A 22,210-nucleotide genomic window follows, 5' to 3' on the forward strand; every position below is an offset into this window, starting at 1 on the left:
TACTTAGTTAAAAAAATGGTTCATTAGTTTTGATAAGAATAGCGACTAAAAAATGGGTAAAACTCCATATTTATTCTCACGCGGTCAATTAATTTAGGAGTCCAATCTGCCCCATGCCTGCTTTTAGGGGGAGATTTATAAACAAAATCTGCACAATCTTTTAAGTAGTCGCTCGGATGTTCAACTTCTAAAAAATTACAAATTTTTATTAAGTGGTCTTTTGGATTTTCAATAAATGATTCGTAATAAATGTCCAAACACTTACTAGAATTGAGTTTTTCTTTAAGTCCTGCAACTGCTTTGTATAGCAAAAAATATAGCTCTATTGTGGTTTCCAGATCTAACGTTTTTTTATTTAAATATCGATAGAATGGATATTTGAGGTTGAGAGATTCTTTTTTAAGAAGATTGGTTTTTTTCATCAATGTAGTAATGGTGTCATAAGGGTTTCTGATGACATGAATAAACTGAGATGAGGGTTTGGATTTAGTGCATAAAGACTTGAATAAATTGGGATTTAGATACAACCACAGCGTTGCACCGGGTCCCTGTTTATCTCCAATGACCTTAAGTTCTCTAAATCGTCCTTGCCATTGGTTAGAAATCCCATAAGAATATCCTCCCATTTCTCGATTTTCTTGGGCATTGATTTGGGACAGTTTTATAATTAACGAGTAATGTTGCTGTTGACTAAATCCATCCTTTAGGTATCGTATGGCATTTAATTCGTCAGAGATGACCATTTCTGGATGAGCATCTATTAAGGAAGCAATTAGACTGTGACCACTTCTCGTTGACCCAATGAACGTGCAATATTTATTTATCGTTTTGAAAGACTCTCGATTTTTAAGCGCTTTATAGGCGGATTGAATATACTCATGAAACTTATCGGGGAATATCCGTCCATTCAGGTGACGGATATAGAGATGATAAAATTCTTGAGTCTGAGGACTAATTCCCTTTAATAGGGCTTCTTCTAAACTATTGTTCATGCTTGTCTGATCTATGGGTAAATTTAGCTGAACTGAATGAAGGAGAATGATTGAACAGATGAATGAGGATTTATATAGATACTAGGGAGCATCTAATTCTTCAGATTGATTAATAGCTGCCAGAATGTTGTCGAGGTCAGCTTGGTTCCATTGGCTGGACTTAAACTGTGCAAAGTCAGAAGGCGTATAGTTTTCTACTGAAGATGATTGACAGGAGGTAATCAGCGATCGCAACACTCCTACAAACTCTTGAGATAATCCCTCAACTGTTTCCCTTTGATGTACATTCCCGCTATAACTCCAATCCACTCTTAGCTGACTCTGGGCAATCGACCCATTAATCTCGAACAGATGGCTTCGCTTGGCACGGGGACTGCAAGTTGAGCCGCTAAATTGTTGAGACATCTCGAATAACGAAGACTCAGGTAAAGTTTGATCGAATTGACCGAGATAGAGGAACAGAACCTCTGCTTCTGGGAGCGATCGCAATTGTTCGGTAATGATCTCATCCTCATTCAGGTAGCGCAGCGCACCGTAGCCAATGCCTTGATTCGGAAAGTTACGGAGTTGCTCTTTCACCTGCTTCAAGGCTTCTTGGGGTTGAGCCTCTTCCCCAATGTCCAAAAGCACGGGGGCAATAGTGGTAAACCAGCCTACTGTCCGTGACACATCCACACAATCAAAGATGACGTCCCGTCCATTTCCTTCTAAGTCAACCAACAGCGATAGCGAAGCGCTGCTGCGTTCGCCCTTGGCGTCTCCCCTTGGGAGAAGCGCAGATCGCACTCCAGTCCACTTGGCAAAAGCCTGTGCTAAGGCGGCAAGCAGCACGTCCTCTATCTGCACTCGATAGGCGGCTGAGACTGTCTCTAGTAACGTCTGTGTCTCTTCCACACTCAGGCTTACTGACACAGTCTGAACTGATGCTACAGTGTTATCACCCCTTGGATCATCCACTGGCAGTGGTGATACCCATTCACGAGAGGCTGCCAACCAATAGACTTGCTCCCGTTGCAATTCCGTTGACTGGGCGTACTCCGTGAGCCGTTCAGCCCACTGTTTGAATGAAGTCGTCTTAGGCGCAAGCTGAATCGCTTGACCCTGGCTGAGCTGTTGGTAGGCTGTTTCCAGATCCTCCAGCAAAATTCGCCAAGAGCCAACATCCACAAGCAGATGGTGGATTATGAACAGCAGGCGACTTGGCTTGTGCAACCCCAGGTCAAAAAAGGCAACTCTTACTAATGGTTCTGATCCAAGGTTAAAACTCCCTTGTAACTCGCTAGCGGCTGCCTCAAAAGCCTGTTCTTGCAACTCAGGTGATAGGGCTGACAAATCTATTTTGGAGAAAGGGACAACGCCGTTAGGACTGGCATTAACCTGCTTCCAGCTTGATTCCTCTGGTAAAAAACGTAGACGGAGCGCATCATGGTGTATGAGCAAATGCTGAACCACCTGCTCCAATCGCTCTAGATTCAGAGGTTGTTGCACCTCCAGCAAAATTGCCTGGTTCCAATGGTGGGCGTCAAGTCGATTCTGTTCAAAAAACCAGTGCTGGGTCGGTGTTAGAGGGACTCGTCCTTGGATTATGCCCTGTTCGGCTAAAATTGTCTCGGTTTTGCTGGCTACCTCTGCCAACTCAGCGATCGTGGGATATTCAAATATCTGCTGATTAGTCAGACGCAGATTCATTTTATTGGCTCTGGCAGTAATCTGAATGCTGAGCAGAGAATCCCCACCCAACTCCAAAAAGTTGTCGTAGATGCCGATTTGCTCAATACCCAGGATTTCTTGCCAAATATTGGCAAGAGTTTGCTCAACTTCATTTCTGGGAGCAATGTATGTACTCTGTAAACTGGGTCTTGAGTAAAGTGAAGGAGAATTGATTTGATTATCGTCTACAGATTTACCCTTAGTCCACTGCTCGATTCTCGCGTTGATATCGACAGTAGAGGTTACAACTTGAGTCACTGTATCTAAGGATAATACACGTTTAAATACCTCCAATCCTTCTTCAGGTGTCATGAACAATTCAGTTGATATCTCTGGTCTAGTCGTTAATTGCTCGGCTAATTCCCTTGTTAACCAATTATCCCAATTAACACTAATCCAGCGAACAGAGTTTTCCTGATTATGCTTGTAAACAAACGCATCGGTGAATAGGTGTGCTGCCGGATAAGCTGCCATACCTAACACCCCCACAACAGAGGATATGGAAGAAATAAGTAAGCAGAAATCTAGCTCGATTCCCTGCAAAACCTTTTCTAAGACAAACAGTCCATGTCCATTGGCTCTCAGTTGCTGATCAGACTCAATTCTATTGAGTTCCCTAATCGTACTCAATAATTTAAGTCCGGCGGCGTGGATGACTCCATCAATTTGACCAAAGCGTTCGAGAGATTGCGCGATCGCTGCTTGCATTTGTGACTCACTAGCAACATCAGCGCTGAGAACGAGAACTTCTGCCCCTACGTCTTCAAGTACCTGAAGTTTTTGTATTTTCCGACTCACTGGGTCTTGTTCATCATGAGTTGTTAGCCATGTCTCCCATTCATCTCTACTGGGAAAAGCCGAACGTCCTAGGAGTATTAATTTGGCTCGCACTGTCTGAGCTAAATATTGGGCAAACTCAAGACCAATACCTCCTAATCCACCAGTAATTAGGTAGACTCCTCCTTCCCTCAACTGAGTTTTTGATCCATCCACCTTCTCATCCAAATGAACTGGCTCAAAGGTTTGTACCCAGCGATGATGTCCACGGTGGGCAACCACTAACTCAGATGCTTTAGCCGTCAATTCTGCTATTAGTTTGTCTATCAGTTGATTTTCCTGGGAAGTTCCTGAAGCGGGAAGATCAACATCAATACTTCGACAGGTGATGTTAGGAAACTCTTGGGGAATAACTTTGCCCATTCCTAACACAGTGGCTTTTTCTGGAGTTAATCGTTCAACACCTGTAAGGTCGTGAATATCGTTAGTGACGACCAGGATATTGATGGAAGAAGTAATGTCTTGTTTACCAATCGCTTGTGCCAGAAACAGCAGACTGTAAAAACCTAAATTTTGACAACTTTCAAAAAACTCGATTCCCGATTGTCTCTGCTCATTCGGTGTGAGACTCCATAAATGGATAATCTCGTCAGGAACTTGGTCTAATAGTTGCAAATCTTCGAGCAAGGTGTCGTAGTCATTCGGCTGCTGAGGATTGATAGTATATTTGCCTTCGCCAAGTTTGCTAAACCGCTCTCCTGGGACTACAGTGATGACATCTTGATTGCCAAGTTCTAGATGTTTGACAATTTGTGAGCCGATTTGACCCGTATCGACGAAGACTAGCCAGTATTTTTTTGGCTCTATCTGTTCTCGAATCGGTGTAATCGCTTGTTTCCAGACGGGGACATAGAACCAGTCTGCAATATCTGGCTTTTTATAGTCTGCTGAAGCAGAATCCCTTGATTTTTTCTGGGGTTCAATCCAGTAACGTTGACGCTCAAAGGGATAGGTGGGTAAAGGAAGTCGGTGGCGGTATTCCGAAGCGTAAAATCCAGACCAGTCTACTGGAACTCCCCTTAACCAGAGCTTACCCAGTGTACTCAGCAAGAATTTTACATCGGAGTATTCCTGCTTAGGATGACGTAGTGAAGAGAGTATCATCGGTTCATCTGCCCGATTGAAATGCTTTTTCACCAAAGTAGACAGGGTACGTCCAGCACCCACTTCTAGGAAGATGTGATTGGGTTCACAGAGCAAATGGGTAATGCCAGCCGAAAACTTCACAGTTTGTCGTAGATGTCTAGCCCAGTAATTGGGATCGGTGGCTTCTGTGGCTGTAATCCATTGCCCTGTGACGTTGGAAATAAAGGGAATATTGGGAGGATTGAGCTTGACTTTTTTGACTTGTTCCTTATAAGACTCCAGAATAGAGTCCATCATTGAGGAGTGAAAGGCATGGGAGGTATGAAGACGACCACAGTCTATGCCTTTAGCCGCGAGTTTTTCTTGAAACGCATCTATTAATTCATGGGAACCCGAAACGACACAGGAGGCGGGGTCGTTGGTAGCAGCTAAGGATAACCCTTCACTGAGTAAAGTGTTAATCTCTGTCTGGGATCGTGGAATGGAGAGCATAGCACCAGTGGGTAGCTGCTGCATCAATCGCCCACGGGTAGCCACTAGTGCTAAAGCCTCTTCAAGAGACATTACACCAGCAAGGCAAGCCGCAACATATTCCCCAATACTGTGACCAATCATGGCTTGGGGGGAAATACCCCATGACATCCACAACTGAGCTAGGGCATACTCAATGACAAACAAGGCGGGTTGAGTAATGTCAGTTTGTTTCAGTGTCTTGGCTGCTGCTAGTGCTTCTGATTCGTTCGGATAGATTTGCGATCGCAAATCCAGCCCCAAGTGCGGTTTGAGTACTTCACAGCAGTAGTCAACCTGTTGCTGAAATTGTGGCTCACTTTGGTATAGTTCTTTACCCATGTCCACATACTGAGTACCCTGTCCAGGAAACATGAACACAACAGGGCGATCGCCTGGTTCTTGGTAATGGGTCAAAACTTGCTGGGGTTCTAGGGATTCGAGCAACTTGACTGTATCGTCAATCGTCTGACCCACCAACATGCGACGATGGTTGAATTCCCGGCGTCCCACTTGCAGGGTATAAGCCACATCCCCTAGCTTGAGGTGAGGATTCTGCCTGAGGTGTTGGGCGAGATTCTCTGTGGCAGTTTCCAGTGCCGATTCCGTTTTGGCACACAGGAGTAACAACTGCCAAGGGCGAGACGGACTAGACGGTGGCAACACTGGGGCTTCTTCGAGAACCAGATGGGCGTTTGTTCCACCTATACCCAAAGAACTAACGCCAGCACGGCGAGGGGTTAATCCTGCTTTCCATTCGGTTAGCGTAGTATTGACGTAAAAAGGACTATTGGCAAAATCAATCTGGGGATTGGGTTCGTTGAAATTCAGGCTGGGTGGTATTGACTGGTGTTGGAGAGCTAGAACGGTTTTGATCAGTCCTGCTATGCCTGCGGCTGCATCTAAATGACCGATATTGGTTTTAACTGAACCAATGGCACAGAAGCCCTTTTTCTCAGTGTTGGCACGAAAAACATTGGTCAGTGCGGCAATTTCAATGGGATCGCCCAGGGCTGTTCCTGTGCCGTGGGCTTCAATATAGTTAATGGTTTCAGGCTCCACTCTTGCCAGCATCATTGCTTCTGCGATCGCCTCGGCTTGACCATTCACGCTAGGCGCTGTGTAGCCAACTTTCAAAGAACCGTCGTTGTTAATGGCTGCACCTTTAATCACAGCCTGAATACAATCACCATCAGCGATCGCATCTGCCAGTCGCTTTAAAACAACAACTCCCACGCCATTACCAATGATGATTCCCTGTGCTTTGGCATCAAAAGCACGGCAGTGACCATCGGGAGATAACGTTCCTCCTTCTTCATAGAGATAGCCAGTTTTTTGGGGTACTCGGATTGACACCCCACCAACCAACGCCATATCACATTGGTAATTGAGCAAACTTTGGCAAGCCAGTGTTGTCGCCACTAATGATGTAGAACAGGCGGTTTGAACAGTAATACTGGGTCCGGTCAGATTTAATTTGTAAGAAACACGAGTCGTGAGGAAATCTTTATCATTACCAATCAAGGTCTGGTAGCATTTCGCTGAGCCTACTTTGTCATGGTTTACATCAAAAGACAGATAATTATTGAGACTTGCACCTGCATAAACTCCAATCCGACTCTTACACCTTTGGGAATCATAGCCCGCCTTTTCAAGAGCTTCCCAAGCACACTCTAAGAACAGGCGGTGTTGCGGATCGGTTGTTTCAGCTTCTTTAGGGTTAAAGTCAAAGAAGGAAGCATCAAATAATTCAACATCTTCTACTATTGCACCAGTTTTTACATAATTTAATTTGTTTAAAACTGCCTGATCTATTCCCGATGCTATCAATTCAGCATCCGTTAAAATTGAGATTGATTCTAATCCGGCTTGCAGGTTTTTCCAAAACTCTTCAAGGTTTTTCGCTCCAGGAAAACGACCTGCCATACCGATAATGGCTATTTCTTCCACTGTTCCGTAAGCTTCCATACTCTCTTTTTCTTATTTATCGGGTTGAGCCAATCAACGATTTTTCTGGAATTAACGTTTTACTTAAGGTAACTCAAAGTAGTCAAAATTCGTCTTCTCGTATCTTTAAAGGCTCTACGACCATGCAAAAATCTTGAATTATCAATCATAGCTAGGTCACCGGATTGCCACGGTATCCTTTCCGTTAACCTATTCATGATTTCCTTAATTCCATTGATAACTGTCTCAGGAATCGGTGAACCATCTTCAAATGTTACGACTCCCCTGGGATTTTTATACTCTGAAATTAAGCTATTCGCAAATGCCTCATGATTCCCATATTTAGTTTTTACCACAGCCGAGCAAACATAGTCAAGAGAAACGGATTGATCGCGGTTAATCTGATAACTTACTCCCTCAAGACCATCAAGAGTCCTCTTTACATCAACAAGCGTAGAGCCTGTTCCTAGAAAATGTCTCCAAGCGGCAGCAGGGAATTTTTGAAAAAACCTTATTTTCTTGTCAATAAACAACGTCCTTAACTCTTCCCTCATTTCCTGCCACACCCGCACGCCATCCCAAACCAGTGTTTCACCCCCTTGTGCTACGGGTACGACACAGCAAAACCAAATAACATCGGGTCGAAAGGGAGAATTAGCGTGTTCACAGTGGGGACTAATGTAATGGGTTCCTCCATCTACCAAACCAACAAACCCATCTCTAGAATCAACACGTCTTCTCGTTTCATCTCGAACAAATCTAGAACTAAATTGTTCGGCAAAGGCTTTCATTTTTTGAGCGTCAACCTCAAATCCTCGAAACAGAATGAATCCACAGGACTTAAACTCTTCTAGGATTTGTGCGGTTGAGAGTCCCAAAAGCCCCAGATTATGCTCATTTTTGATGATTTTAGTCTCTTGGGTCTTTAAGAATGAAGATTGAATCATGGCAAATTTTCTTTAGTATCAGGGTTTGGGCTTCAGATTTCATCTGTGAAAGGGTTTACGTCGCTGGCTGACTTCTAGTTGCTTCTGAACTCGGTCGCGCATTGCCCCAAAAAAAGGCTGTTGCTTTTGCTTTTGGCTTAAGTATTGCACCAATGTTTTGATCGTTGGATTTTGGAACATTTCTATAATTGACAAATTCCAGTTAAAACGCTCCCGGAGTTGGCTGTGAACCTGAATGATTAACAAGGAATGACCGCCGAGGTCAAAGAAATTGTCATTAATGCCCACTTTTTCCAGGTGTAATACGTCTCGCCAAATCGTCGCGATCGCACGTTCCACTTCCGAACGAGGCGCCTCATAAGTCGCTGTCAACATTGGGCGTAAACCTTCAGACGCAGGCAAGGCATGGCGATCGACTTTGCCATTGGGCAAGAGCGGTAGAGCCTCCAGCAAGACGAATATAGAAGGCACCATATAATCAGGCAGCCATTCCTTGAGATAGCTTCGCAGTTCGTCCGTTGTAGGAGTGTCAGCACTATTGGAAACGACATAGGCTACCAGTTGCATTGCATCACTGTCCTCCTCCTGTGCGAGAACCACGACTTCTCGCACCCTTGGATGTTTAACCAATACCGCCTCAACTTCTCCGAGTTCGATGCGGAAGCCGCGAATCTTCACTTGGTTGTCAATACGTCCGAGAAATTCGATCGTTCCATCGGGTAAGTAGCGAGCTAAATCACCAGTTTTGTACAGACGATTGAATTTTGAATGTTCAAAGGGGTTCGGAATAAACTTCTCGGCTGTCAACTCCGGACGGTTGAGATAACCTCGCGCCAAACCAATACCGCCAATGTGCAACTCACCGGGAACTCCAACGGGAACAGGCTGTAAGTGCTGATCCAGTAAATAAATTTGGGTGTTGGCAATGGGACGACCAATCGGCACAATTCGCTCTTTGCTACCCGGCTGGCAAACCCAGAAGGTAACATCAATTGCGGCTTCCGTTGGTCCGTAAAGATTATGCAGTTCTGCATTCAGACGAGCAAAGAATCGTTCTTGCAGGTCAACCGAGAGTGTTTCGCCACTACAAATAACCCGCTTGATGCTACTACAGGCATTCAGAGAGGGTTCCTCTAGAAAGAGTTGCAACATTGAGGGAACAAAGTGCAGGGTAGTGATTTGCTCTTTGGCAATGAGTTCGACAAGATAAGTACTATCTCGATGACCTTCGGGCTTTGCTAACACTAGATGAGCACCTACAATCAGGGGCCAGAAGAATTCCCAAACCGACACATCAAAACTGAACGGTGTCTTCTGTAAAACCCTGTCTGTGGCTGTTAATGGATAGGTATCCTGCATCCACAGCAAGCGGTTACATAAGCCTTGGTGGGTATTCATCGCCCCTTTCGGTTGACCCGTGGAGCCAGAGGTATAAATAAGATATGCTAGGTTTTCAAGGGTTATACCACTGCTCGGATTGTCCTGACTCTGATGAGCTAGCACTTGCCCGTCGGCATCTAGGCACACCACCTTAGCGTTGTGTTGAGGCAGTACGTTCGCGAACTTGGTTTGAGTTAGGAGTACGGACAGGCAAGCATCTTCCAGCATGAACGCTAGACGCTCTTGAGGATAGGTGGGGTCTAATGGTACATAAGCTCCTCCAGCTTTGAGAATACCTAAGAGTCCAATCACCATTTCCAGCGATCGCTCCACGCATATTCCCACCAGTACCTCTGGTGCCATGCCCAGCTTTTGCAGATAGTGCGCCAACTGATTTGCGCGGTTGTTTAACTCTCGGTAAGTCAGTTGCTGGTTCTCAAAAACTACAGCAGTTGCATCTGGTGTTCGCTTTACTTGAGCTTCAAAAAGCTGATGGATACAGAAATCTTTGGGATATTCTGTCTGTGTATCATTCCAAACCACGAGCTGTTGATGCTGCTCTGCTTTTGACAAGAGGGGCAAGTCCGAAAGGCGTTGGTCGGGATTGGCGACAATACCCTCTAATAAGTTACTAAAATGTCCCAGCATCCGGGTAATTGTGGCATTCTCAAATAAATCAGTATTGTACTCAAAGGAAGCAGTCAATTCTCCGGGTTTGATTTCAACAAACAGGCTTAAATCAAACTGCGAGGTCAGGCTTTCTACCTTTAACTGGTTTAAGGTTAACCCCGGAATTTCCTCAAGTTGTGGAGCATTCTGGAGAGTAAAAGATACTTGGAATAGAGGATTATAACTAACATCCCGCTGGGGTCGAAGTGTCTCCACCAACTGCTCGAATGGTAAATCATGATGAGTATAAGCCCCCAGTGCCACCTGACGTACCCTACCCAGCAGTTCTCGAAAACTGGGGTTTCCTCCTAAGTTAGTACGCAATACTAAGGTGTTGACAAAAAAACCAATCAGCTCTTTGAGTTCGCTGTGATTGCGGTTAGCAATGGGTGAGCCTACAGGAATGTCATTTTGCCCTGTGTAGCGGTAGAGAAAAGTCTGAAATGTCGCTAACAGCACCATAAATAGGGTGACACCCTCTTGACGCGAGAGCGCCTTCAGCTTATCAGTTAGGGTTTGGGGTAACTCTAAAGATTGGCTTGCACCCCGAAAAGTCTGAACTGCCGGTCGTGGATGGTCTGTAGGCAGTTGCAAAACAGCGGGAACACCTTCTAGTTGTTGTTTCCAATAGTTAAGCTGGGTTTCTAGCTGCTCTCCCTGAAGCCATTGCCGTTGCCAGTAAACAAAGTCTTTATACTGAATGGACAGTTCAGGTAAAGGCAAAGAACTTTCGGTCAAAAATGCTTTGTAAAGCGTTACCATCTCCTGAATGAACACCTCTGCCGACAATCCATCCAAAATAATGTGATGCATGGTTAGCAGAAGCCTGTATTTTTGTTGACCTAAACGCACGAGTTTGGCACGCAGTAGCGGTCCGTGGGTTAGGTCAAAAGGTTGCTGACTCTCTTGAGTCGCGACCCGCTGTGCCTCAGACTCACGCTCTAATTCCGGAAGTTCTTGGTAATCAACGACCGACAGAATTACCCTTAAAGAAGGAGCGATAATTTGAACGGGTTGACCATTGACGATAGAAAAGGTAGTTCGTAGAATCTCGTGACGACGCACAATTTCATTAAGGCTGCGTTCTAATAACGTCACCTTTAGCGAACCTTCTAAGCGAATGGCAAATGAAATATTGTAAGCCGGATTACCAGGCTCTAATTGGTCAATAACCCACAGCCTCTGCTGGGCAAAAGAGAGAGGATGAATATTAGTGGCTGTCGTGGCTTTTTCAAGGGGAAGTGATGGTATACAATCGGCAGATTTCAGTTGTTCTAGTATCTTGATCGCCCATTGGGTAATACTTGATCCTTCAAAAAAGTCCCCTATCGATACCGTTACTTCCAGGTCAACTTCAATTCGATTTTTTAACTCGAAGACTCTTAAAGAATCCAATCCTAAACTGCTTAAGGAGTGCTGGAGGTTGATTTTAGACGGTATTATTTGCATCACCTGAGCCACCAACTTCTGAAGATAAGATTCTAGAAGTAACTGACCCTCACCCGGTGGAAGAGATAGGAGAGCATCGCGATTAAGACTAGGAATTGTTTCTACAAAACCAGCAACGTTCAGGATACTACGTTCTATGACAATCAGATTGCCTGCCAAGAACTTAGCTTTACAAGCACGACGTTGAATCTTACCACTAGACGTCTTGGGTATACTCCCAGGTTTAATTAAAACCACTCCATAAACTTGCACTTCATGGTCTTCAGTCACAGCCTGACGAATGGCGGCGGTTACTTCCTCAATATTAGGTTTGGCGCGAAACTCCAGTTCTTGAACCACAACCAATCGTTCTTCATTGTCAACCTCTACCGTAAACGCTGCACCACTTCCTGTTCTCAGGGACGGATGACTACGTTCTACTGTCCGTTCAATATCCTGGGGGTAAAGATTACGACCGCGAATAATAATTAAATCCTTCAATCGACCCGTAATAAAGAGTTCCCCATTCTGCAAAAACCCCAAGTCTCCTGTCCGCAAAAAAGGTCCTTGACCTGTATCGGATAAATAGGCGCGGAATGTTTTTTCGGTCTCTTCCCGTTGATGCCAATAACCATAACCGATACTGGCACCGGATACCCAGATTTCACCAATCTCATTGGGTAGACATTGGGTGAATGTTTCAGGATGAACAATACGAATTGTCTGATCCGGTAGGGTTTGACCGCAACCGACTAAAGCGTAAATTGTTTTATTTTGATGCTCGGTGCTGGCTTCAATCGCTTGATTGCGTTCTAGCGCATCTCCTTGAATCGTTTTGAACACGGGTGGAGCTGTTTTTCGACCCCCAGATACCATCAAACTTGCTTCTGCCATTCCATAACAGGGATAGAAGGCTTCCGGACGAAAGCCGCAGGGGGCAAATTTGGTACAGAATTTCTCCAAAGTCTCTTGTCGGATAGGTTCAGCACCATTAAACGCAACATCCCAGCAACTTAAATCTAGGGTTTCTAGCTGCTCTGGCGTAATTCTTTGCAGACATAATTCATAGGCAAAATTGGGTCCACCACTGGTTGTACCTTGGTAACGGGAAATGGCTTGCAACCAACGGTAAGGACGTTGGAGAAATGCCGCCGGAGGCATTAAAATGCAAGGAAATCCCCCATACAAGGGTTGCAAAATTCCCCCAATTAATCCCATGTCATGGTACGTCGGCAACCACGACACAAATTTACTCTGAGGCGAATGTTCCATGAGACGGTACGTCATGGCGGCATTGTGTAGCAGGTTACCATGACTGAGCATGACTCCCTTGGGTGTCCCAGTAGACCCTGATGTATATTGCAAAAAGGCTAATGTATCTGTGGTTATTGAAGGCTCTTGCCAACGTTCTTCTAGTCCATTCCCCAGACTATCTGTTGTCAGCCACTGTAAATCCCCAAGGGCAGTTTTTTCAGCAAGTAGAGATTGCACCTTAGATAAGGTTGCTGTTGTCGTCAGAGCGATCGCGGCTTGAGCGTTTGCCACAACTGCCTGTATCCTGGGCATATTCCGTTGGTTGCGAGGTGGATAAGCCGGAACTGCAACCACCCCAGCATACAGACACCCAAAAAATGCTGCCAGATACTCTAACCCGGGTGGATACAGCAATAGGGCGCACTCACCACTTAAACCTAACGCCTGAAGTTGAGAAGCGATCGCTCTTGCCTGCCGATCTAACTCTCCATAGGTTAAGCGATCGCCTTCGGTTTCGCCATCGGGTAAAAAGGTGAAAGCTAATTGGTTCGGTTGGTGTAGCGTTCGTTGACGCAGCAGATCCACCCAGGTTGAACCATTCAATAGGATTTCTGGACAAAGGCTTGAAGATTGGATGCGTTTACTTTGCATACTCGGTGCAACCCTGAACTTTTGCATCTGACGATTTCAGCGATATCAAATCCCGTCAAACTCGATACCATCGGTTTGGTCATTTCAATACGGATTACTCGCTGTGGTGATCAAGACAAGAGCTTATCCAAAGGCTCTGGTTTGACCATCTCACCTGATAGCCGTGCCAACACAAGACGTTATGCTGCACTGTACGGCTATGGCGTTTTTCCACCCGCTTATTGATATCTATTTTTAATTAACCTCTGTTAAGGTACAGCAGGTTTCTCAATCTCGTCAAGCCTTAATCGAAAATATTTTTCATTTATTTATGCCTTCCCTAGTCTGTCCCAATCTTGCCCAGGGGACTAAAAAGACCCAAAGCCTTATCTATAGAGGGTTTCGGCAGAATTATAATCCTGTCCGATCACCATCCTTATCAAATCTTCATAATATTTCTCTTGACAGGGGCAACAGCGCCAGTTTAGGTTTAGCTCTTGCTGATGCAAATAGTTATCAATAAATTAGATGGCGCGATCGCGCAATTGGGTGTGTAAGGAGAGAAATGAAGCGAACGAAATTACTGCCGTACTTACAAGGGTTCAGCGCTATTATCGTCAACAATGATGTTCGGACTAGACCTGAGCCGCTATGAATTCACCGAACAGCGTGATCTATGCTCCCCGGTTTCCTACCCCTATCCCGGAAGACTACACAGGCAAATTAGTGAGTAGCGTGGACGAACTGCATCGAGCGGTATTCACAGGTTTATTTCACAACCACTTAGCAGTAGTCATTGAGCGGGTGAACGCCCTAACGAAGCTATCAAAAAGTGTGATGTGGGGTAAATGCTGCTAGCGCCTGTGCTATTTTGTATAACTGGCTTGCCCCATGTCCTAATACAGACGTGCAAAGAACCAGCGATCGCAGCGCTCTGCTGGAGAACAAATCAAGTCCTGTGATGCCCCATCGAAATCCCCTCTACAAGCTGATGCGCTCTGAGAAACTCAGCCAACCCGATTTACCTGCCGAAGTAACCATTAGAGGAACCTGCTGCCTAATGTTCCGAATGCCACCAAAATTCCATGCCTGTGAAAGTTGCCCTCTGCTTAAAACACAAGAGCGGGTTGAGCTAATTAGACAAACAATGGCTAAGGCTGATTAGATGTCTTGCGTTTATTTAGGAACAGAGAATAGCCATGAACTCACAGCATCGACCGAACAGCCTACGCACATTTACTATCGTTTGGATTGGGCAAGTCGCCTCAATCCTGGGTTCCAAAATGACGAACTTTGCTGTGCTCATCTGGATGTGGCAACTGACTGGCGAGGTAACACCCCTGTCCTTACTCGCCTTTTTTAACCAAATCCCCATCCTCATCGCTGCTGCCTTCGCTGGAGTCATTATTGACTACTGGAATCGCAAGCTGATGATGATTGTCGGAGATGTCATGGCAGGACTGTCCACAGTTATTATTTTTGTGCTATTCCTAACTGGCAATCTGGCAATTTGGCATCTTTACCTGACAGGTGCTGTCAATGGGTTGTTTGGCTACCTCCAGGAACTGGCGTTCTCGGCATCCCAAGCCCTAATTGTTCCAAAGCAGCATTACGTCAGAGTTGGTGCTATGGGTTCAATGAAGACCTTTGGCTCTGGTGTCCTCGCCCCAGCGCTGGCAGGCGTACTCTACTACATCATTGGTCTTTCCGGCATTTTGATCATTGACTTCATTACCTTCCTGATTGCCATCGGCACGCTAACCCTCGTAAAAATTCCTCAACCCAAACCAAGTGAAGTGAACCAAGCCAGCACTGGCAAACGTTGGCAGCAATTGACGTTGGGTTTCCGTTACCTGTTTAACCGTCCTAGTCTCATTGCTCTCCAACTCTTTGCCCTGAGTTATATCTTCGTTGATACAGCATCTGAGGTTGTTGCACCGATGATGTTAGCTCGCAGTGGCAATAATACGGCGGTACTCGGTAGCGTCCAAGGAGCCGTTGGACTTGGTGGTTTAATCGGGGCAATTTTGCTAAGTCTTTGGGGAGGACCCAAGCGTCGCATCCAGGGTCTGTTAATCGGTAGAGCGTTAGTCTTTGGCGGTGAAATGTTCCTGGGTTTAGGGCGTTTGCCCTCTATTTGGATGGGAGCCAACTTTGGCGCAGGTTTATTTAAACCCTTAGCCAATAGCTGTGAAAGTGCTATCTGGCTGTCTAAAGTGGAACCGAACGTGCAGGGACGAGTGTTTGCTGCCAGTTCTTTTCTCGAAGGAATCATCTCACCACTAGGGCTATTGATAGCTGGTCCCTTAGCCGACTATGTTTTTGAGCCAGCGATGATGCCCGGGGGTAGTCTCGCTCCCATCTTGGGGAATGTGTTTGGTACGGGTGCAGGTAGTGGGATGGCACTTCAACTGACCCTCTTCTCGTTTATTGTCGTCCTTATCTGTCTGGGTAGTTATGCTTTTCCAGTGTTGCGAGATATAGAAGATAGTTTACCCGATCATGATGTCGAGGCGAAGTCGGCATAATTGCTTTTTCTAAATGAGGAATTCTAGAAAGCCTCAATCCAGTCATTTAATGTATCTAAAATCACTATTGGTGATGTTTGCAGACACCTACAGTTCTGTCGCTGGGCGACAAAAGACCGAAATCCTTTGGGATACCTATGGTGTTCCCCATATTTATGGTAAGGATGTTCAGAGTCTCTTCCACGCTTTTGGTTGGGCGCAAATGCACAGCCATGGTAACTTGCTCTTGCGCCTCTACGGTCAAGCCCGTGGACGAGCAGCTGAATACTGGGGAGAAAGCTATGTAGAATCTGACCAGTGGGTGCGAACAATGGGTGTTCCTAGTCGCGCCCAGCAATGGTACGATGCACAAAATCCGACGTTTCGCAACTACCTTGATGCCTTTGCTGCTGGGATTAACGCCTATACTCAAAACCATGCTGAGTTAATTGACGATGAGGTTAAGGGGGTGCTGCCTGTCAAGGGTGTAGATGTGCTGGCTCATGTCCATCGCTTGCTTAATTTCACCTTTATTGCTAAACCCCAGACTCTTGCCAGTTTAAGGGAAGAGTGGGAAAACCCTCAGGATACTTCTAAAGAATTCAACAAGCAAAACATCACACCCCAGAAACCATTAGGATCTAACGGTTGGGCGATCGCACCTTCTCGTTCTGCCAGTGGCAATGCTATGCTGCTAGCCAATCCTCACAACCCTTGGTCGGATTTATTTCTCTGGTATGAAGCTCAGCTCAATGCCCCAGGTGTCGATACCTACGGAGCAACTTTGGTCGGTATCCCAGTTTTAACGATTGGTTTCAATGATGATTTGGGCTGGACTCACACCGTCAACAAATACAGTGGGTGGGATGCCTACGAGCTAACCTTAGCTGACGGGGGCTACCACTTTGACGGTAAAAGTCGCGCCTTTGAAACCGAAACACAAACGCTGAACGTTAAGCAGCCTGATGGGACTCTACAGGAAAAACCTTTGACTGTACAACGTTCTGTCCATGGTCCGGTTATCGCCCAGAAGGATGGTAAAGCCCTTGCCTTACGTGTGGTTGGTCTTGACCAGCCAGGAGCATTAGAGCAATGGTGGAGGATGGGACTTGCCAAAAATCTAACTGAATTTGAAGCGGCGATCAAGCCTGTGCAAATTCCGATGTTCACGGTGATCTATGCGGATCGAGAGGGGCGTATCATGCACCTGTTTAATGGTCAAGTGCCAGTGCGCTCACAGGGCGATTATGCCTACTGGTCAGGCATTATTCCTGGCGACACCTCGACTACCTTGTGGACTCAATTTCACCCCTACGCCGATCTGCCTCGCGTCCTCGATCCCCAAAGCGGTTGGTTACAGAATGCAAACGACCCCCCCTGGACGACAACGTTTCCAGCACCCCTTAAACCCGATGATTATCCTGCTTACATGGTGCCGCGAGGTCCTATGGAGTTTCGGGCGCAACACTCCGCGAAAATGCTCAAGTCAGATGAACGGATTTCCTTTGAGACAATGGTTGAGTACAAACACTCGACCCACGTAGAACTAGCCGAACGTCTGCTGGACGATCTGATTACGGCGGCACGGCAACACGGTGGAGAGGTAGGGAAAAACGCGGCGGATGTACTGGAAACCTGGGATCGTAAAACAGAATCTGATAGTCGTGGTGCAGTCCTGTTTGCATTCTGGAATGAAGAAGTCGATTTCTCGAACTTGTTTGCTGTTCCCTGGAATGAGCAAGAGCCATTAACTACACCCAATGGTCTTGCCGATCCAGTTAGTGCCGTGACAGCCTTGGAAGCCGCTGCTCAAAGGGTTATAGCAACCTATGGAACACTGGACGTACCTTGGGGAGACGTTTTCCGGCTACGCTCTGGTAATTTAGACTTACCAGCCAATGGAGGTGACGTTGATATTTTTCGCAACCTCTGGTTTAGTCCTTTAGAAGATGGACGTTTTGAAGCCATTGGTGGGGATTCCTATGTTGCCGCGATCGAGTTTTCTAATCCAGTCCGGGCGATGGCACTCACCAGTTACGGGAATGCCACTCAACCCAACTCACCCCATGTTGGCGATCAGCTAGAGCTGTTTGCCAAGAAACAGTTGCGACCGATTTGGCGATCGCGCCAGGAAATAGAATCTCATTTGGCTACCCGCCAGGTCTTTACTGATGTGGAATAAAACTACATCTGAAGTTCAATGTTTGTTGCAAAATTGAATAGATTTCTAGAAGATGGATTACCTCATTGTCCCTGGAGTTACCTATCCTAAACCCAATCCCCAGGCAAACTTACGTTTGTTTTGTTTTCCATACGCTGGAGGTGCTGCTCGGATATTTCGGACGTGGAGTGATAGTCTACCAAAAACGGTGGAGGTTTGTCCTGTTGAATTACCTGGACGGGGAAAGCAGATACGGTTTGCTCCTTTTACCAGATTACAGCCCCTCGTTCAGGCGATCGCGCAATCCCTGCTTCCCTATTTAGACCAACCCTTTGCTTTCTTTGGTCACAGTATGGGAGGATTGATTGCCTTTGAGCTGACTCATTATTTACGTCAACAGTACGGATTAAATCCGGTTCACCTGTTTATATCCGGTCGTCGCGCCCCGCAAATTCCTGATCCCGATCCCCCCATCCATGAACTACCTGATTCAGAATTCCTCGAAGAGTTACGCCGTCTCAATGGTACACCCCAAGCTGTGCTAGAGAATGCCGAACTGATGCAGTTTGTTCTGCCTATCCTGCGATCGGATTTTGCGGTGCTTGAAACCTATGTTTACACCCCTAAGTCACCCCTGAATTGTCCGATTTCCTCCTTTGGGGGTTCGGATGATCCAGAAGCGACCTGGGATGATTTGGACGGATGGCGGATTCAGACTAGAGCTGCATTCTCACTGCGTATGTTGCCTGGAGATCACTTCTTTTTGCATTCAGCCGAGAGGTTGCTGTTGCCAATTATTGCCGAGAATTGTCATTGACAAAGCGTGCGATCGCCTCTACTGTCTCTGAGCAGCGATCGCTAATTTGGTTCCCTCAATTTGACGCAACCGATCCATCACACTTACCACCCGACCATGATCGACTTTTTCATCAGCATTGACAATGACCAGGGATTCACTATTCGGCACAACTAAAGCGCGAACCGCTTCTTCAAGCGCCTCTAATTCAATCGACTGGCGATTCAGTGCAATCTCTCCATCCGGCTGAATCGTAACCGTAATTTCAGTACTCGGCTGATTTTGGGCAGTTGTCGCATCCGGTAAATTCACCGACAACCCTTCTGAACGGGTCAAATATAGCGTCGAAATAATGAAAAATGCCAAAATCGAGAAAATCACATCGATCATCGGCACGATGTTGATTTCTCCTGGCTTCTCTGACTCATCGGGAAGCCGCATAAACCTCTCTCCTTTGCTCATATTGACGACGATAAAGCAGTTCTAACTGACCGCCATATTCCTGAATCAACGCCAGTTGTCGCTGATAAAAGCTTCGGAATATATTGGCGAAAAAGAGGGTGAAAATTGCCACAACCAACCCCATGACAGTTGAAACCAAAGCTTCGGAAATTCCTCCCGTGACTCCCGTCGTGCGGGTTCCCCCAACATCACCAATATTCAGCGAAGAAAACGCTGTGATCAAACCCAAAATTGTTCCCAAAAGACCGAGGAGAGGAGCAATACCAACAATCGTATCAAACACGGTATTAAATCGCTTCAACGTTGGCAATTCTGCCTGCGCTGCACTCTCTAAAGCCAGACGGAATTCCTCCGGGTTCGGGTTATCGAGTTCTAACGCTTCGAGAAAAATTTTGGCGATCGGCAAATCAGCATTCTGCTGTAGATAGTTAACCGCCGCGTCTGGCTTTTCTCGGTAAACCTTCAGAAAGTCTCTCACAACTCGGCGTTGCCGACGAGTGACCCGAAACCAGAAAAACAATCGCTCTACAATCAGGGCGACTGCCGCCAGGGAAAATAGGAGTAGGGGCCAAGCGACGATTCCGCCTGCCTGGAAAAATGGAATAATGGGCATAGCCTCTCTTGCAATTGTGATTCAACAAGCTCAGCCAGCTTTCCGGCGTACCGTGAGAGTACAAGCTGATAATTATTTTCAATAGATGTATTGCTAAATCGGTTTCCTTGTCAAGGTGTTGAGCGAAATATTTTTCGTTACTCAAGAGTCGCCAGGACATTTAGCGATCGCTTACCTAGACAAAACCACCCTATAATAGGGCGTTTAGCGACTCTTGGAGGGACTAACTGCTACGATTACCGGAACTTTTCCTACTTGACAGGGAGAGTCAATTGTTATATTTTAAGCAAATTTGTTGAAAATAACTATCAAAACTATTTTGTGGATATTCGTGACTAGGTTTGTCATGTTATACTTGCCAAGTTCATTTATTGTTTCACCGTTAATGCAACTTATATGCAATAATCTGGAGTGGTTGAGACGATAGGCGCTTGAGTAATCAGGAAAGGTGCGTAGCGTATGAGCATATCGAGCTTCTGTATAGAGCAGCACAAAAAGGAACAAGAGGCTCTCAAAAAGTTTCTCATCTATAGCTTTGCCGGGAGTGCGGTGCTGCATATAGTGCTGGCTCTTGGCATAAGCTGGGCTTGGGAAACAAGACCAGAAATTGCCGAAGACCCTATTGAAATCATACTTGTGGAGGAACCTGAAGTACCTAAACCAGAAGAACAACCTCTAAAAGAGACTCCAAAGCCAAAACCAAAGGCAGTTGAAACCCCAACTCCACCGCAACCGACCAAAACCCAGATACCAGAGCTAATTAAACCGCAGCAACGGGCTGACGCTTTACCTCAAAAACCCGTTAAGCAACCCGTACCCGCTATACCAGCAACACCTCAAAAACCCGTAACGCCACCTGCACCCACCTCAGTAGAGCCACCCACTGAACCGACAAGGGAAAGCAGACCCGTTGTTACACCTCCCTCAGAACCCGTTCGTGAACCCTCAGAACCTGATCCCCTATCACCACCTGAACCCGTCGCCATTAATAATTCAGCACCACCCCGCCCAGAGAACAACTCCCAACCGCTTCAGACTGACTCAGACGTAGAAAACATTAGAGAACGCTTAAGCGAACCAACGACGACAGAATCAGCCGCGTCCCCCAATGATGACGCCTCTGAAGCCGACCCCACATCCCCAGGTGAAGTGGCAACAAATCCCTCAGCCCCCCCACAACCCAGAGGAGTTTCTGGAATACTTTCGGATGCATCAAAGATTACTAGGCAAATCAGAGAGCGCTTAGGCGGTAGCCCTTCAGAATCGACATCTCCAAGTGCTGAAGACTCAATGGCTGACCCTGGCTCGCCAGGAACAGTGGCAACTAATCCCTCAGCCCCTACACGACCCCGCAGTAGTTCCCAACCGCTTTCCGGCTCCGCCTCGGGTTCGGAGCAATTGAGAGAAAGCTTGGGCGGTAGCAGTTCTGCCGAACGAGCTTCATCAAGTGAAGGCGACTCAATGGCTGACCCTAGCTCGCCCGGCGCAGTGGCAACCAATCCCTCAGCCCCGACGCGACCCAGTGGTAGTTCCCAACCACTTCCCGGCTCCGCCTCGGGTTCGGAGCAATTGAGAGAAAGCTTGGGCGGTGACAGTTCTGCCGAACGAGCTTCATCAAGTGAGGGTGGCTCAATGGCTGACCCTGGCTCCCCAGGCGCAGTAGCAACCAATCCCTCAGCACCCACGCGACCCGCAGGCAATTCTGAGTCACTCCCCGTTTCCTCAGCAGCAGGTTGCGTGGCGACAAGCAAGCCGGAATTTCCATCATCACTAGCCAATCAAGGTATCGAAGCGAGACCCGTTGTCGAATTAATTGTCGATGGAAGCGGTCAGGTCATCGAGTCGAAGCTCGTGGAACCCAGCCCCTATCCTGCCGTTAATCAAGCTGCCCTTGAAACGGTAACAAGTGTGAGTTGTCCAGCACAAGGTAACCGCCGTCGAGTACGAATGGGAATTAGTTTTGCTCAGGAGGGAACTGACTTTGAACGGGAAGCCCGTCAACGCGCCGAACAGCTAGAACAGGAACGTCGAGAACGGGAACGTCAGGCGCAGCTGGAACGGGAACGTCAAGAACGGGAACGTCAAGCGCAGCTAGAACGGGAACGTCAAGAACAAGAGCGTCAAGAGCAACTCGAACAAGAACGCCTGGAACAAGAACGTCAAGAACAACTTGAACGCGAACGCCTAGAACAGGTGGAAGAATTACCCCCTCCCGAACCTACAGAGTAAAAATGTAATCCAATGCTAGATGCAATCTCTAAAAATAACTCAACAATTAGCC

13 protein-coding genes are annotated in these 22,210 nt (G+C 46.6%); 7 read left to right on the top strand and 6 right to left on the bottom strand.

Annotation, left to right across the window (positions count from 1 at the left end; translation table 11 throughout):
- Positions 1-23 precede the first annotated feature (23 nt).
- The 4 genes from RID53_RS15180 to RID53_RS15195 form a co-directional block, all read right to left on the bottom strand.
- On the bottom strand, positions 24-992 hold the full coding sequence (locus RID53_RS15180; RefSeq protein WP_446388901.1) for a sulfotransferase family protein: 969 nt from the start codon (positions 990-992) through the stop codon (positions 24-26).
- 81 nt (positions 993-1,073) lie between these two features.
- Complete coding sequence (locus tag RID53_RS15185; protein ID WP_446388902.1) at positions 1,074-7,103, bottom strand: SDR family NAD(P)-dependent oxidoreductase; 6,030 nt, start codon at positions 7,101-7,103, stop codon at positions 1,074-1,076.
- Positions 7,104-7,162: 59 nt separating this feature from the next.
- A complete protein-coding gene (locus tag RID53_RS15190; protein WP_446388903.1) occupies positions 7,163-8,029 on the bottom strand; it encodes a TauD/TfdA family dioxygenase in 867 nt (288 codons plus the stop codon).
- Positions 8,030-8,068: 39 nt separating this feature from the next.
- Positions 8,069-13,411, bottom strand: coding sequence for an amino acid adenylation domain-containing protein (locus RID53_RS15195; RefSeq protein ID WP_446388904.1), 5,343 nt, complete (start codon positions 13,409-13,411; stop codon positions 8,069-8,071).
- On the opposite strand from RID53_RS15195, the gene RID53_RS15200 reads away from it, so the two are divergent.
- The 6 genes from RID53_RS15200 (at position 13,391) to RID53_RS15225 (ending at position 18,875) form a co-directional block, all read left to right on the top strand.
- A complete protein-coding gene (locus tag RID53_RS15200) occupies positions 13,391-13,636 on the top strand; it encodes a hypothetical protein (RefSeq protein WP_446388905.1) in 246 nt (81 codons plus the stop codon). The genes RID53_RS15195 and RID53_RS15200 overlap by 21 nt on opposite strands.
- Before the next feature lie 405 nt (positions 13,637-14,041).
- A complete protein-coding gene (locus RID53_RS15205; RefSeq protein WP_446388906.1) occupies positions 14,042-14,248 on the top strand; it encodes a hypothetical protein in 207 nt (68 codons plus the stop codon).
- A gap of 133 nt (positions 14,249-14,381) precedes the next feature.
- Positions 14,382-14,555: a (2Fe-2S)-binding protein gene (locus RID53_RS15210; protein WP_446388921.1), complete on the top strand. Its 174-nt coding sequence runs from the start codon at positions 14,382-14,384 to the stop codon at positions 14,553-14,555.
- A 34-nt stretch (positions 14,556-14,589) separates the two neighbouring features.
- Positions 14,590-15,918, top strand: coding sequence for an MFS transporter (locus tag RID53_RS15215; RefSeq protein ID WP_446388907.1), 1,329 nt, complete (start codon positions 14,590-14,592; stop codon positions 15,916-15,918).
- Positions 15,919-15,991: 73 nt separating this feature from the next.
- Positions 15,992-18,079, top strand: a complete 2,088-nt coding sequence (locus tag RID53_RS15220) for an acylase (RefSeq protein ID WP_446388908.1) — start codon at positions 15,992-15,994, stop codon at positions 18,077-18,079.
- A 52-nt stretch (positions 18,080-18,131) separates the two neighbouring features.
- Positions 18,132-18,875, top strand: coding sequence for a thioesterase II family protein (locus RID53_RS15225; protein ID WP_446388909.1), 744 nt, complete (start codon positions 18,132-18,134; stop codon positions 18,873-18,875).
- An 18-nt stretch (positions 18,876-18,893) separates the two neighbouring features.
- Here the strand turns inward: RID53_RS15225 and RID53_RS15230 are convergent, their stop codons facing one another.
- Both RID53_RS15230 and RID53_RS15235 read right to left on the bottom strand, forming a co-directional pair.
- A complete protein-coding gene (locus tag RID53_RS15230; protein ID WP_446388910.1) occupies positions 18,894-19,295 on the bottom strand; it encodes an ExbD/TolR family protein in 402 nt (133 codons plus the stop codon).
- Complete coding sequence (locus RID53_RS15235; protein ID WP_446388911.1) at positions 19,279-19,929, bottom strand: MotA/TolQ/ExbB proton channel family protein; 651 nt, start codon at positions 19,927-19,929, stop codon at positions 19,279-19,281. The genes RID53_RS15230 and RID53_RS15235 overlap by 17 nt, the downstream gene beginning before the upstream one ends.
- A gap of 459 nt (positions 19,930-20,388) precedes the next feature.
- Here RID53_RS15235 and RID53_RS15240 point away from each other — a divergent pair, with 459 nt between their 5' ends.
- The gene (locus RID53_RS15240) at positions 20,389-22,158 is read left to right on the top strand and encodes a TonB family protein (RefSeq protein WP_446388912.1); all 1,770 of its coding nucleotides are present in this window, start codon (positions 20,389-20,391) and stop codon (positions 22,156-22,158) included.
- Positions 22,159-22,210 lie beyond the last annotated feature (52 nt).

Source organism: Coleofasciculus sp. B1-GNL1-01 (genome assembly GCF_040220235.1).
GTDB lineage: Bacteria > Cyanobacteriota > Cyanobacteriia > Cyanobacteriales > Coleofasciculaceae > Coleofasciculus.